The sequence below is a fragment of the Rhodococcus sp. IEGM 1318 genome (genome assembly GCF_033142465.1).
Lineage (GTDB): Bacteria > Actinomycetota > Actinomycetes > Mycobacteriales > Mycobacteriaceae > Rhodococcus_F > Rhodococcus_F qingshengii_B.
Genome location: NZ_JAWLSC010000006.1, coordinates 202,226 through 215,361, shown reverse-complemented (window position 1 = coordinate 215,361; position 13,136 = coordinate 202,226). Strand labels below are relative to the sequence as shown.

Sequence of the window (13,136 nt, the reverse complement as noted above, 5' to 3'; positions counted from 1 at the left end):
CTCCGCGCCCGGGACCGTCGTGTCCCGGCTCGTCTACTGCGCGGGGTATTCAGATGAATGACTACAACGTGGTCACAGTCCGCATCGAAACGTGGGAATTCGAGTGCTGTGCACCGTTGCCAGTGGTCGGCGAAAAATCTTCGTGGGCTTTGCACCCGATTCGTGAGTCGCGGTGGTTCGACGGGTCGGTTCATGGAGGAATCCATCCCGACGACGTGGAACCAACAGCCGGGATCGTTCTCGCGATCCGACTCGAGCGCGGCGAATTTGTCGAACAAGAACCCAGGCACTGGGTATTGGTACCTGGGAGCACCGATCACGTTCGAGTCGAGAAGGTCCCACCACATTTTCGCGGCATGTCGTCGCTGGTTGCCGGTCGGCGCGGCTGGATGGAGACGGCCGTTGTCGTCGAATTGGCCACCACCCGTGCGCCTTTCCGGTAGTCCCCACTACCAAAAAGGCGCACAGGGGGCTTGCCCCTAGAGAACCTTCGCCAGGAAGTCCTGGGTGCGCTGCTGCTGGGGGTTGCCGAACAAGTTCTCCGGCTTGCCTTCTTCGACGATGTACCCGTCGGCCATGAAGATGACTCGGTCGGAAACCTCACGGGCGAAGCCCATCTCGTGGGTCACGACGACCATGGTCATGCCCTGCTTGGCGAGGTCGCGAAGCACCTGCAGAACCTCGCCCACCATTTCGGGGTCGAGGGCGCTGGTGGCCTCGTCGAACAGCATGATGTCCGGGCTCATCGCCAGCGCGCGGGCGATGGCGACACGTTGCTTCTGCCCACCGGACAGGCTGGCGGGCTTGGCATCTGCCTTCTCTGCGAGGCCGACCTGGCCGAGCAGTTTGACGGCGATCTCGCGAGCCTGTTCCTTGGTCGATCGCCCGGTCTGCACCGGAGCGAGCATCACGTTTTCGACGACGCTCATGTGTGGGAACAGGTTGAAGTGCTGGAACACCATCCCGATGTGCTGGCGCACCTTGTCGATGTCGACGTCCTTGTTCGTGAGGTCGAACTGGTCGACGCGCACTGAACCTGCGGTGATGTCTTCGAGGCGGTTGAGGCAGCGCAGGAAGGTGGACTTGCCCGAACCGGAAGGCCCGATGACGCAGACCACTTCGCCGCTCTTGATGTCGACGTCGAGGCCTTTGAGGACCTCGTTGTCGCCGAACGACTTCTTCAGTCCCTGGACCGAAATCTTGACCTCGGTGTCGGACTTGCCCATGTTGACGGCTGTTTCGGTCACTTGTTGATCCTCTTCTCGAGGCGGTTCGACAGCTTGGTGAGCGCCATGATGATGATGAAGTACATGACGCCGATGATCAGCCACATGTTGAACGACTGGAAGTTGCGCGCGATGATGATGCGCCCTGTCTGAGTGAGCTCGGCGAGTCCGATGACCGACAGGATCGACGTGTCCTTGAGGGTGATGACGAACTGGTTGATGTACGACGGGATCATCGTGCGAATTGCCTGCGGCATGATGACTTTTCGCATCGACTTCATGTAGCTGATGCCCAGGCTTCGTGACGCCTCCATCTGTCCCTTGTCGACGGACAGGATGCCGCCGCGGACGATTTCAGCCATGTACGCGCCGGCGTTGAGCGAGAGCGTGATGATGCCTGCGGTGAAGGCGGACATCTGGAAATGCAGGGCTGCCGGTATGCCGAAGTAGATGAAGAATGCCTGCACCAACAGCGGTGTGCCACGGAAGATGTCGACGTAGGTCGTGCCTATACCTCGGACGAACATGTTGGTGGACACGCGGCAGAGTCCGAAGATCGCGCCTAGGACCAGAGCGATCGCGATCGAGACGACGGAGAGAACGATCGTCAACCACAGGCCCTTGAGAAGCTGCGGGTAGGTGCTTTTGATCAAGCCGATGATGGAGTTGTCCGACGTCGACGCGCCCTGACCGAGGTAGGTCGAGACGATTTCGTCGTACTGGCCGTCGTCGCGCAGGTTCTGCAGTCCGGCATTGAACATCTGGAGCAGTTCGGCGTTCTGACCCTTGTTGACTGCGAAGCCGTAGCTCGCGCCCACCTCTTTTTCGGTGACCGTCTTGAGGCCGTTGCCCTGTGTGATGCCGTAGGCGAGGACGGGGTAGTCGTCGAAGACTGCGACGGAGTTCCCGGTGCGGACCTCGTCGTACATGCTGGCGGAGTCAGCGAAATAGACAGTGGTGAAACCGTATTGGTCCTTGATGGACTCGGCGAAGCTGGCGCCCTCGGTGCCGTTCTTGACGGCGACGCGCTTGCCCTTCAGGTCTTCGTACGACTTCACGTCGTTGTCGGTCTCGAGAACCGCCATCTGCACGCCCGACTCGAAGTACGGGTCGGAGAAGTCGAAGACCTGCTTGCGGGCGTCGGTGATGGACATGCCGGCGATGACGCCGTCGGCCTGCCCCGCCTGCACGGCCTGAAGGGCCGCGTCGAACCCGAGCTGCTTGATGTCGACCTTGAAACCTTGGTCCTCGGCGATCGCATTGAGCAGGTCGATGTCGATGCCGACGAGTTTGCCGTCTTCGTTCTCGAATTCGAACGGGGCGAATGTCAGATCGGTGGCGATCGTGTAGGTGCGACCGGGTTGCGCGCTCGCGATTCCGGGGGCGAACAGCGCTGCGATCAGCGCCAGCAGGATGGCCAGGATCGGCCACCTGGCATTACGTGGTCTGTCGAATCTTCTTCGCACTATCGCCCAGCTTTCTTCTGTCGCGCCCGGGATCGCCGGACTGCTTTGAACCAGACGAGAACATACTGCGCCCAGAGCTGAATCGATACACGGGTATCGGAGCCGGAAAGTGCAGAACACGCGACACGCCGTTGTCGTTTCGTGACAAAAGTCGCATTTCGTTGTGATTTGGTTGCCGATACAACGCTCGGCCGTTACCGTATTGTGATCGAACGTCGTCTGCCTTGGGATTTCCTGTGTCGCCTTTTGCCAAGATCAACTCCACGAAGTCACCACTTCTCTATTCAGTGGTGGGTGCGTTGCTTCTGACGCTCATCGTCGGGGGTGCTCTAGCCGTGGTTCGGCACAAGACGATCACCCTCGATGTCGACGGCGACATGATTTCGCTGTCCACGATGTCGAGCAGTGTCGGTACCGCTCTCGAGGACGCCGGATACCCGGTCGATCCCAAGGACGCTCTCGCTCCCAGCGCTGATTCCTCTCTGTCCGACGGCGATACCGTCGTACTGCGCCGTGCCCGTGAGTTGGCGCTGACCGTCGACGGCCAGCCGACGACGATCTGGACCACCGCATTGACGGTCGACGAGGCATTGAAGCAAGTAGATGTTTCCGACGACTTCGCAGTCTCGGCTTCGCGTTCGCATCGTCTGCCCCTCGAACGGACCGAACTCGACGTCGTCAGCCCGAAGACCGTCAGCGTCAGCGACGGCGGCGCTCCCGCGTCGGAGATCAAGCTCGCCGCCGTGACCGTCGGTGATCTTCTCGCTGCCAGGAATGTGCCGCTCGAGCAGGCCGACTCGGTTGTTCCCACCGCTGACACACCCGTTACCAACGGCCTGACCATCCAGGTCACCCGCGAGCGCACGGACACTCGCGTCGAGACCCAGCCGATCGCGCCGCCCGAGAACAAGGTCGAAGATCCCGAGCTCGAGAAGGACAAGACCGTCGTCGAAAACCCGGGTGTTGCAGGCGAGCGCACGGCCACCGTCGAGGTCAAGACCGTCAACGGCGTGGAGGCCGGACGAACCGAACTGTCCGCGACCGTGATCAAGGAACCGGTCGCAGCAGTAGTGAAGGTCGGCACCAAGCAGACTTCCGCGCCCGCCGTGTCCAACGCGTCGACGTGGGACTCCATTGCTCAGTGCGAAGCGACCGGAAACTGGGCCATCAACACCGGCAACGGCTTCTACGGCGGACTTCAGTTCACCCAGAGCACCTGGGAAGCATTCGGCGGCGGTCAGTACGCGGCTCGCGCCGACCTCGCATCACGTGAACAGCAGATCGCGATCGGCGAGAAGGTCCGCGCCGGTCAGGGCTGGGGTGCGTGGCCCTCCTGCACCAGCAAATTGGGCCTGCGCTGACCCGCCCTCACTCCACACAGAACTCAGGAACCCATGTCACCGTTCGCCAAGATCAACTCGACCAGGTCGCCGTTGTTGTACTCGGCGATCGCCGCGCTCCTTCTGACCGTCCTCGTGGGTGGTGTTCTCGCTGTCGTCCGGCACAAGACCATCACACTCGACGTCGACGGTGAGCAGATTCGCCTGAGCACCATGTCGACCAACGTCGACGGCGCTCTCGAGGACGCGGGCTACCCGATCGGTGACAAGGACGCAGTTGCCCCCGCGGCCGACGCTTCACTGTCCGACGGCGACACCGTGGTGCTCCGTCGCGCGCGAGAGATCACGCTGACGGTCGACGGTCAGCCGCAGAAGCTCTGGACCACCGCTTTGACCGTCGACGACGCGTTGAAGCAGTTGGATGTCGCGGCAGATGTGCACGTGTCGGCTTCGCGCTCGCAGCGTCTCCCGCTCGACGGCGCCGCGCTCGATGTGCTGACACCGGTTGTCGCAAAACTGGTCGACGGCGCAAACGCGGCAGCAGACGTGCGTGTCGCGGCTCCGACGGTAGGGGAGTTCCTCACCGCAAACGGAACTCCTCTCGAGCAGTCGGACACGGTGGTTCCCGCCGCCGACGCTCCACTGACCGAGGGCCTCGAGGTCACGGTGACGCGCAACCGCACCGAGAACAAAGTTGAGACCTTGCCGCTCGATCCGCCGGATCAGCGCATCGAGGATCCGACGATGAACCAGAGTCGCACGATCGTCGAGAACCCGGGCGTGCCCGGCGTGCGTGACGTGACGTTCGCCGTGAATCTCGTCAACGGTGTCGAGGCCGGACGCACACAGGTATCGGAGACGATCACCACACCGGCGCAGCCGAAGGTCGTGCGTGTCGGAACGAAGCCGGGCACCGAGGTGCCGCCCGTGGAGAACGGTGCGACGTGGGATGCGCTCGCACAGTGCGAAGCCACCGGCAACTGGGCTATCAACACCGGCAACGGTTTCTACGGCGGCGTGCAGTTCGATCAGAACACCTGGGAACGGCAGGGCGGGTTGAAGTATGCGCCTCGCGCCGACCTCGCAACCCGTGAAGAGCAGATCGCGATCGCGACGCAAACGCAGCGCACTCAGGGCTGGGGCGCATGGCCGTCGTGCTCGGGTCGCCTCGGACTGGGATAAGTTCTACTGGTGTCAGACGCCGAACAATCGAACGAACCCATCGCTACTCCGCGCGGGCAGGCAGCCCTGCTCGGTCCGGTCGAGGTGCGCGCTCTTGCCGAGGAATTCGGTGTCCGGCCCACGAAACAGTTGGGGCAGAACTTCGTTCACGACGCCAATACCGTGCGGCGCATCGTCACCACGGCAGGCGTCACTCGTGACGACGTCGTTCTCGAGGTCGGGCCTGGTCTCGGTTCGCTGACGATGGCGCTGATGGACGTCGTCGATCGCGTGATCGCAGTCGAGATCGATCCGAACCTCGCGGCTCGCCTTCCGAAGACGGTGGCCGAGCGAGCGCCGGAACTGGCCGATCGACTGACCGTCGTCGAAGCGGACGCGATGCGTGTGCTGCCTTCACAGATTCCCGGCGAGCCGACCGCGCTGGTCGCGAACCTGCCGTACAACGTCGCGGTGCCGGTGCTGTTGCATCTGTTTGCATCGCTTCCGAGTCTGCGGACCGCACTCGTGATGGTGCAGGCCGAGGTCGCCGATCGCCTGGCGGCTGATCCCGGAAGCAAGATCTACGGCGTTCCCAGCGTCAAGGCCAACTTCTTCGGCGAGGTTCGCCGCGCCGGTGCCGTCGGACGCAACGTCTTCTGGCCGGTGCCCAAGGTCGAATCCGGTCTGGTTCGTATCGACCGGTACGCGGAGCCACCGTGGCCGATGGACGAAAAGCACCGCAAGCAGGTCTTTGCTGCCATCGACGCCGCATTCGCACAGCGCCGCAAGACTCTGCGTGCCGCTCTCAGCGGATGGGCAGGTTCGCCGGCTGAAGCCGAACGACGACTCCTCGCTGCGGGCATCGAGCCACAGACGCGTGGCGAGATGCTCGACGCAGCAGCCTTCGTTCGGCTGGCTGGAGGCGAATAGCCCCGTGCGCGGTTAAGGAGTGCAGGGACTCCCTAACCGCGCACAGGGGGCTCGCCCCCTTAGTTGAACCGCCGCAACCTCAGGCTGTTGCTCACCACGAACACACTGCTGAATGCCATTGCGGCACCGGCGAGCATCGGGTTGAGCAGGCCGGCCGCAGCCAGCGGGATCGCTGCCGTGTTGTAGGCGAATGCCCAGAACAGGTTGCCCTTGATGGTCTTGAGCGTCTTGCGAGACAGACGAATTGCATCGGCTGCCGACCGCAGGTCACCGCGCACCAGAGTGATGTCGCTGGCCTCGATTGCAACGTCGGTACCCGTGCCCATTGCCAGACCGAGATCGGCCTGGGCCAGGGCTGCCGCGTCGTTCACGCCGTCGCCGACCATGGCCACGACGCGTCCTTCTGCCTGCAGCTTCTTGACGGCGTCGACCTTGTCGGCCGGCATGACCTCGGCGAACACGGTGCTGATTCCGACCTGATCCGCGACAGTGCGGGCGACGGTGGCGTTGTCACCGGTCAGCAGAACGGGTTCGAGGCCGAGTGACTTCAACTGTGCGATCGCTTCGGCGCTCGTGTCCTTGACCGCGTCGGCGATCACGAGGATGCCGCGTGCCTCGCCGTCCCAGCCCACCGCGATTGCGGTGCGCCCGGCCTTCTCTGCTTCAGCTTTCGCCTCGCGCAGATTCTCCGGCAACGGCATCGACCAGTCGGCGAGCAGCGCGTCTCTGCCGGCGACGACGGCATGACCGTCGACCATTCCCTGCACGCCGCGTCCGGCGACGTTCACGAAATCCTCGACCGGAGGTAATTCGCCCACGGCTTCGGTCGCGCCCTTCGCGATCGCTGCGGCGATGGGGTGTTCGGAGCGATGTTCGAGTGCGCCGGCCAGTCGAAGTACCTCGTCGACGGTTGTTCCTTCGCCCACGACGGTGTCCAGCAATGTCATCTGACCAGTAGTGACGGTTCCCGTCTTGTCGAGCACGACGGTGTCGACTGCGCGCGTCGATTCGAGCACCTCGGGTCCCTTGATCAGGATTCCCATCTGGGCTCCGCGGCCCGTGCCCACCAACAAGGCTGTGGGCGTTGCCAATCCGAGAGCACAGGGGCACGCGATGATCAGCACGGCGACCGCAGCGGTGAACGCCATCTCGATGGGGTTACCAGTCCCGAGCCAGTAGCCCAGTGTCGCAACGGCAATCGCGATGACGACCGGAACGAAGATACCGGCGATCCGATCGGCGAGGCGCTGAACTTCGGCCTTGCCGTTCTGTGCGTCTTCGACCAGTGCCGCCATCTGGGCGAGCTGGGTGTCGCTCCCGACGCGGGTGGCCTCGACGGTCAACGTTCCACCGACGTTGACGGTAGCGCCGACGACAGTGTCCCCGACACCGACTTCCTCCGGCACGGATTCACCCGTCAACATGCTCATGTCGACGGCTGAGCGGCCCTCGGTGATGATGCCGTCGGTGGCGATCTTCTCGCCGGGCCGAACGATGAAGGAGTCGCCCGCTGCCAGTTCTTCGGCGGGGATTCGTACTTCGACGCCGTCTCGCAATACCGCGACGTCTTTCGCACCGAGTTCCATGAGCGCGCGTAGTGCGGCACCGGACGTGCGCTTGGACTTGTGCTCGAAGTAGCGTCCGGCCAGTACGAACGTGATGACGCCCGCGGCAACCTCGAGGTAGATGTTGGCGCTGCCGTCCATCCGGTCGACCGTCAGTCTGAACGCGTGCTTCATTCCCGCTTCGCCCGCAGTGCCGAAGAACAGTGCGTAGAGCGACCAGACGAACGCCGAGATGGTGCCCAGGGAGATGAGCGTGTCCATCGTGGCGGCGCCGTGACGCAGGTTCACCCAGGCGGCACGGTGGAAGGGAAGGGCCGCCCACACGATGACCGGCGCGGCCAGTGTGAGGGAGAGCCACTGCCAGTTGTCGAACTGCAGCGCAGGAATCATCGCCATCGCGATGACCGGTACCGAGAGCAGAGTCGAGATGATCAGGCGGGTACGAAGCTCGCGCAGATCGCGATCCTGCGGCGTTTCCGCGTCCGGGTCGACGCTGTCAGGCGCGCTGGGTGGCTTGGGGAGCGCGGCGGCGTAGCCGGCGTTCTCGACGGCAGTGACCAGATCTTCGACGGGTACCCCGTCCGGGAAGGTGACCTTGGCCTTTTCCGTCGCGTAGTTGACGGTGGCTGTGACGCCGTCGATCTTGTTGAGCTTCTTCTCGATTCGTGACGCGCAGGAGGCGCAGGTCATTCCGGTGATCGCGAGTTCGACGCTGCTCGATTTGGCAGCATTGTCGACCGCAGTCGGTGACGTCATCAGTGCCCTCCCTCGTGATTGTCTGGAACTGAAGCTATGGAAGTGCCTGCATCTACAGTGAATTCGGCGGTCCGAACCACGCCCTCGTGCTGGAAGTCGAGGAACAGTCGGTATGTGCCTTCGCTCGGTGCCTGTGCGTGGAAGGAAATGTCCGGACCAGGAGCTGTGACGCCGTCGCCCGGCTCACCTTCGGGGTGCACGTGCAGGTAGGCGAGGTCGCCGGTGCGCAGGGCAACGAGGTGACCATAGGCGCCGAGGTACGGATCGAGATCGGTGACCGGGGTTCCGTCGCGAGCAACGCTCAGCGTGATCGGGCCGCCGGCAGTGGTCAGGTCACCGTCGAGAGTCACGGTGTATCCGTCGACAGTTGCGGTCGCGCTCTTCGCAGGCAGCGGCGCAGGAGTGAATTCGCCTGCCACGTCGAAGTTTCGGCCGAGTGTCAGTTGGGTGCCGTCGGTGGGATCGAAGTCCGCGAAGACTCGGTAGGTGCCGGCGACGGGCCAGGCCCAGTCGATCGACCAGGTGCCGTCTGCGGCGAGCGACGGATGCACGTGGCGGAATTCGCTGGTGTCGTTTCGGACGACAATGAGGTGAAGCTTCTTCTCGTGCAGGAGGTCGAAATCGACGACGGGCGCGTTGTTGCTGTCGAGAATCCGGAAGGTCAAGGTTCCCGGCTCCCCAGCTCGAACGGGTGCGGTCACTTCGGTGAGTGTGTATCCGCCGGAAGAGACTTCGAGCCCTGCAGGTGTTGCCGAATCCATGCCTGGCATCGATTCGGTGGTTGATTCGTGGGTGCTGTGCTGGGTGGTGGACATGTCTATCGGGCTTCCGATTGCGGCCCCCACGCCGAGGGCGGCGCCGAAGACGGCGACCAACCCTACGGCGTAGGTGGCAAGTGTTGTGGAGGTGCGCACGGCTGACTCAGCTTGGTACGACTGCGTAGCCGGCTTCGTCGACTGCTGCGGCGACGTCGGCTTCGGAGACAGGAGCATCGCTGGTGACAACGACGCGTCCGCTCGCCAATTCGACATCCACCGCGGTTACGCCCGCGATGTTGCCGACCTCTTCCTTGACGGATCCGACGCAGTGTCCGCAGGTCATTCCGGAAACGGTGTATTCGGCGGTGGTCATCGCAGATCCCTTCGGTTGTGGAAAACTCATTTTACGGATACCCGGTGTAGGTATCGCTCTGCAACTGAAGGTACCCCCAGGGGGTATGCCTGTCAATGGGTTGGGCAGTGATGAAGGCCTCAGGGAAGACAACAGGGCGGATGTGTGGTCTACTTGTGTTGGTCGTAAGTGTTTGTGTTTGTGTTTCCACGCTCGCAAATAGTTAGGTTGCGAGCGTTTGGACATCCTCCACGGATTTGTCTCAGAACGGTCGTAGTAAGTGACCCGGGCGGTCGAAGCGACTGCCTGTTGACACTGTGTTAGAGGAGATTTACATGGCAGAGGGCATCGTGAAGTGGTTCAACTCCGAGAAGGGGTTCGGCTTCATCGCTCCGGAAGACGGCAGTGCTGACGTCTTCGTTCACTACTCCGAGATCCAGAGTGGCGGCTTCCGCACTCTCGAGGAGAACCAGCGCGTGGCGTTCGAGATCGGTCAGGGCAACAAGGGCCCGCAGGCCACCGGCGTTACCATCGTCTAAGACGTCCATGTAAGTCGGGCAACCGGCGCATGACGTACTGACAAGACCCCAGCTCTTCGGAGTTGGGGTCTTGTTGTATTTTGCGCGAAAAGTGCTGTCATGCATTGAGATAACGCTGAGCGGCTACTGTCGTTTCCGCCGCGATCGTGCGGCATTCTTCGCGGAGTTCAGGTGGATTCACCACCGTGAAATCGGCGTCGAAGGCCCTGAGCCACTGTGCGATCGACCGCAGCGAAGTGCCCGAAAGCACTATGACGCAACGGCCTTCGTCGGTGGACTCCACTGATCCCCACTGTTCACTGACCATGGGTGCAATCTGCTCGATGGGTGCATGCAGTAGAACTGTTGCGCGCGTGGAGGAATAAGCCCGAGCAACACCGCGGGAGACGAAGTCTGCTGCGCCACCGGCAGGTAGGTCCCGAGGCGTGAATCGTGGACCGGTGGGGATCTTGGGTTCCATCCTGTCGACGCGAAACGACCGCCAGTCTTCGCGAGCGAGATCCCAGGCCACCAGGTACCACCGAACTCCCGACCGCACGAGTCGGTACGGTTCCACCTCGCGCCGGCTCTGCGTCCCGTCGTGCGTGCTGTAGTCGAACCTCAGACGTTCGTGGTTGTGGCACACCGACGCGATGGCGGACAGGACGGACGCATCGACTGCGCTCGCTGCCGGCTCTCGTGGCACCACGTCGATCGACAGGGACTCCAGACGGTGCCGCAGTCTCGACGGCATGATCTGTCGCAGTTTCGCGAGCGCGCGCATCGAAGCCTCGCCGATGCCGACCACGGATCCGGTCGCTCCAGACTGCAGAGAGAGCGCCACCGCGAGCACTTCTTCGTCATCGAGCTGTAGCGGGGGCATTTCCGCACCGGCTCCCAGGCGATATCCGCCGCCGACGCCGACCGTCGCGTCGACCGGGTAGCCGAGATCGCGGAGGCGGTCCACGTCACGTCTGACTGTGCGCGGGGTGATCGCGAGCTTGTCTGCGAGTTCGGCACCGGACCAGTCTCGACGTGTCTGGAGCAGTGACAGCAACCGCAGTAGGCGAGCCGATGTCTCCTTCATGGCAAGAAGTCTGCCAAACATTTAGGACCCAATGCGTCCTCAATTGAATTTAGGTTGGTCCACATCCGACCAGTCGAGAAGAAATTGGGGCACATCATGAGTCGCAGAAACGACAGACCGATGATCGAGACGAAGGCGCTCACCAAGCACTTCGCTCAGGGCAAGAAGCTCGTGGAAGCCGTCAAGGGAGTCACGCTCGACGTCGCGGAGGGTGAGTTGGTTGCCTTGCTGGGCCCGAACGGGGCCGGAAAATCGACGACGTTGCGCATGCTGACCACCTTGCTCGAGCCCACGTCCGGCAGCGCGCGAATCGCAGGGTTCGACATCTCCGCGGCGCGAAACGAGGTGCGCTCGAGCCTTGGATACGTCGGACAGGGCAACGGCGCCGGCCACAACCAGCGGGTTCGCGACGAGTTGGTGACGCAGGGGTTGTGCTACGGAATGTCCAAGGGCGACTCGCAGGTCCGGGCCGACGAGTTGCTGGGTGATCTGGAACTCACCGATCTGGGCGCTCGCAAGGTCAGTACGCTGTCCGGCGGGCAGCGACGGCGGCTCGATATTGCCCTGGGCCTGGTCCATCGCCCGCCCCTCCTGTTCCTCGATGAGCCGTCCACGGGCATGGACCCGCAGAGTCGGGCCAACCTCTGGGACCACATCCTCCGGTTGCGGCGAGAGATGGGCACGACGATCGTGCTGACCACGCACTACCTCGAAGAAGCGGATTCGATGGCAGAGCGGGTCATCGTCATCGACGAGGGCACTGTCATCGCGGACAACACCGCTGCCGCACTCAAGGCGGATCTTGCGGGAGATCATCTTCTGCTCACCTTCGACAGCGCCGAGGCGGCCGGGATCGCAGCGTCGGTGGCCGAGCAACTTGTCACCGTCCGTGAAGTCACTGTCGACGCAAGCGCAGTGAGTATCCGTGCCGACGAGGGTGATTCGGCCCTACCTGTGTTGCTTCGCGAAGCGGATGCCCGAGGTGCCCGCGCTCTCACCGCCGACATCGCCCGACCCACTCTTGACGACGTCTTCCTCACCCTCACCGGCCGCAGTCTGCGCGAGAGTGCCGCCGCGGTCGTTTCCTGAAACCACGACAAAGAACTTCGACGAACAGGAATCTGCCATGACAATCACACTCGATGCCCCACGTACCTTGCGCGGCAACATCGTTCGAGACAGCGCAATCGTGATGGGTCGTGAGCTGCGACCGATGTTGCGTGACCCGGTCAGCGTCATCTTCAGCCTCGTTCAGCCGCTGATCCTGCTGGCGTTGTTCGGACCTCCGCTCAAAGGGGTCCCGGGTACCGGTGACGGCGTATGGAATTGGTTCATTCCCGGTGTATTGGTGATGATCGCGATCTTCGGAACGACGATGACCGGTTCCAACCTTCTGATGGAGATGCAGCAGGGATCGCACGAGCGCATGCTGGTGACTCCGCTCAGACGCTCGTCGTTGCTGATCGGCAGGGCGTGCAAGGAGATGGTTCCGCTTGCCGCGCAGGCGATTCTGATCATTCTAGTTGCACTTCCGCTCGGGTTGGACGTCAACGCAGCGGGCGCCGCGCTTGGGATCGTCCTGCTCGGAGTGTTCGGCGTCGGACTCGGTGCGCTCTCGTACGCTCTCGCTCTGGCTGTGCGAGAGCAGGATTGGATGTTCTGGGTCGTTCAGCAGACGCTGATGTTCCCGCTCCTGATCCTGTCGGGAACCATGCTTCCGCTCGACGATGCGCCGGGTTGGATGAAGGTCCTCGTGAACATCAATCCGCTGGGCTACGTCGTCGACGCCGAGCGGGCACTGTTTGCCGGTGACTTCGCGTCGGGCAGCGTTCTGGCAGGAATCGTGGCCGCTGTGGGCGTTGCGGTTGTCGGTCTGGGCGTAGGTGTGCGCGCGGTGAAATAGCGTCGGTGTGCTGGCTGTCGGACGGGGTGCGGCGGTCGCAGGTTTTCGCCCAGGTGTTCGCAGCGCCTATTGTT

Annotated in this window: 13 protein-coding genes; 7 read left to right on the top strand and 6 right to left on the bottom strand. The window is 62.9% G+C overall.

Annotated features, from left to right (window positions below):
- Positions 1-53 precede the first annotated feature (53 nt).
- Entirely contained in the window at positions 54-443 is a 390-nt protein-coding gene (locus R4P65_RS16275; RefSeq protein WP_317827279.1) for a DUF6578 domain-containing protein, read from the top strand.
- A gap of 36 nt (positions 444-479) precedes the next feature.
- On the opposite strand, the gene R4P65_RS16270 is transcribed toward R4P65_RS16275, so the two are convergent.
- Together R4P65_RS16270 and R4P65_RS16265 are read right to left on the bottom strand one after the other, a co-directional pair.
- On the bottom strand, positions 480-1,247 hold the full coding sequence (locus R4P65_RS16270) for an amino acid ABC transporter ATP-binding protein (RefSeq protein ID WP_269590708.1): 768 nt from the start codon (positions 1,245-1,247) through the stop codon (positions 480-482).
- Entirely contained in the window at positions 1,244-2,692 is a 1,449-nt protein-coding gene (locus R4P65_RS16265) for an amino acid ABC transporter substrate-binding protein/permease (RefSeq protein WP_020908609.1), read from the bottom strand. Before R4P65_RS16265 ends, R4P65_RS16270 begins: the two co-directional genes overlap by 4 nt.
- A 236-nt stretch (positions 2,693-2,928) precedes the next feature.
- Here R4P65_RS16265 and R4P65_RS16260 point away from each other — a divergent pair, with 236 nt between their 5' ends.
- Genes R4P65_RS16260 through rsmA form a run of 3 tightly spaced genes read left to right on the top strand, consistent with a single transcriptional unit; the run spans position 2,929 to position 6,123 of the window.
- Positions 2,929-4,053, top strand: coding sequence for a transglycosylase family protein (locus R4P65_RS16260; protein ID WP_317827278.1), 1,125 nt, complete (start codon positions 2,929-2,931; stop codon positions 4,051-4,053).
- Positions 4,054-4,086: 33 nt separating this feature from the next.
- Positions 4,087-5,214 carry a transglycosylase family protein gene (locus R4P65_RS16255; protein WP_317827277.1) on the top strand — a complete coding sequence of 376 codons (1,128 nt, stop codon included), beginning with the start codon at positions 4,087-4,089 and terminating at the stop codon, positions 5,212-5,214.
- 9 nt (positions 5,215-5,223) lie between these two features.
- The gene (rsmA, locus tag R4P65_RS16250) at positions 5,224-6,123 is read left to right on the top strand and encodes a 16S rRNA (adenine(1518)-N(6)/adenine(1519)-N(6))-dimethyltransferase RsmA (RefSeq protein ID WP_003946263.1); all 900 of its coding nucleotides are present in this window, start codon (positions 5,224-5,226) and stop codon (positions 6,121-6,123) included.
- 59 nt (positions 6,124-6,182) lie between these two features.
- On the opposite strand, the gene R4P65_RS16245 is transcribed toward rsmA, so the two are convergent.
- Genes R4P65_RS16245 through R4P65_RS16235 form a run of 3 tightly spaced genes read right to left on the bottom strand, consistent with a single transcriptional unit; the run spans position 6,183 to position 9,575 of the window.
- Positions 6,183-8,444, bottom strand: coding sequence for a heavy metal translocating P-type ATPase (locus tag R4P65_RS16245; protein ID WP_317827276.1), 2,262 nt, complete (start codon positions 8,442-8,444; stop codon positions 6,183-6,185).
- Positions 8,444-9,358: a hypothetical protein gene (locus tag R4P65_RS16240; RefSeq protein WP_317827275.1), complete on the bottom strand. Its 915-nt coding sequence runs from the start codon at positions 9,356-9,358 to the stop codon at positions 8,444-8,446. The genes R4P65_RS16245 and R4P65_RS16240 overlap by 1 nt, the downstream gene beginning before the upstream one ends.
- A gap of 7 nt (positions 9,359-9,365) precedes the next feature.
- A complete protein-coding gene (locus R4P65_RS16235) occupies positions 9,366-9,575 on the bottom strand; it encodes a heavy-metal-associated domain-containing protein (RefSeq protein WP_230814296.1) in 210 nt (69 codons plus the stop codon).
- Positions 9,576-9,889: 314 nt separating this feature from the next.
- Between R4P65_RS16235 and R4P65_RS16230 the strand changes: the two genes are divergently transcribed.
- On the top strand, positions 9,890-10,093 hold the full coding sequence (locus R4P65_RS16230) for a cold-shock protein (protein ID WP_003946232.1): 204 nt from the start codon (positions 9,890-9,892) through the stop codon (positions 10,091-10,093).
- Positions 10,094-10,190: 97 nt separating this feature from the next.
- On the opposite strand, the gene R4P65_RS16225 is transcribed toward R4P65_RS16230, so the two are convergent.
- Positions 10,191-11,159 (bottom strand): helix-turn-helix transcriptional regulator, encoded by a 969-nt coding sequence (locus R4P65_RS16225; protein ID WP_230814295.1) that lies wholly within the window; start codon positions 11,157-11,159, stop codon positions 10,191-10,193.
- Between the two features lie 96 nt (positions 11,160-11,255).
- Between R4P65_RS16225 and R4P65_RS16220 the strand changes: the two genes are divergently transcribed.
- Both R4P65_RS16220 and R4P65_RS16215 read left to right on the top strand, forming a co-directional pair.
- The gene (locus R4P65_RS16220; protein WP_317827274.1) at positions 11,256-12,248 is read left to right on the top strand and encodes an ATP-binding cassette domain-containing protein; all 993 of its coding nucleotides are present in this window, start codon (positions 11,256-11,258) and stop codon (positions 12,246-12,248) included.
- A gap of 37 nt (positions 12,249-12,285) precedes the next feature.
- A complete protein-coding gene (locus tag R4P65_RS16215) occupies positions 12,286-13,062 on the top strand; it encodes an ABC transporter permease (RefSeq protein ID WP_317827273.1) in 777 nt (258 codons plus the stop codon).
- The last annotated feature ends 74 nt before the right edge of the window (positions 13,063-13,136 follow it).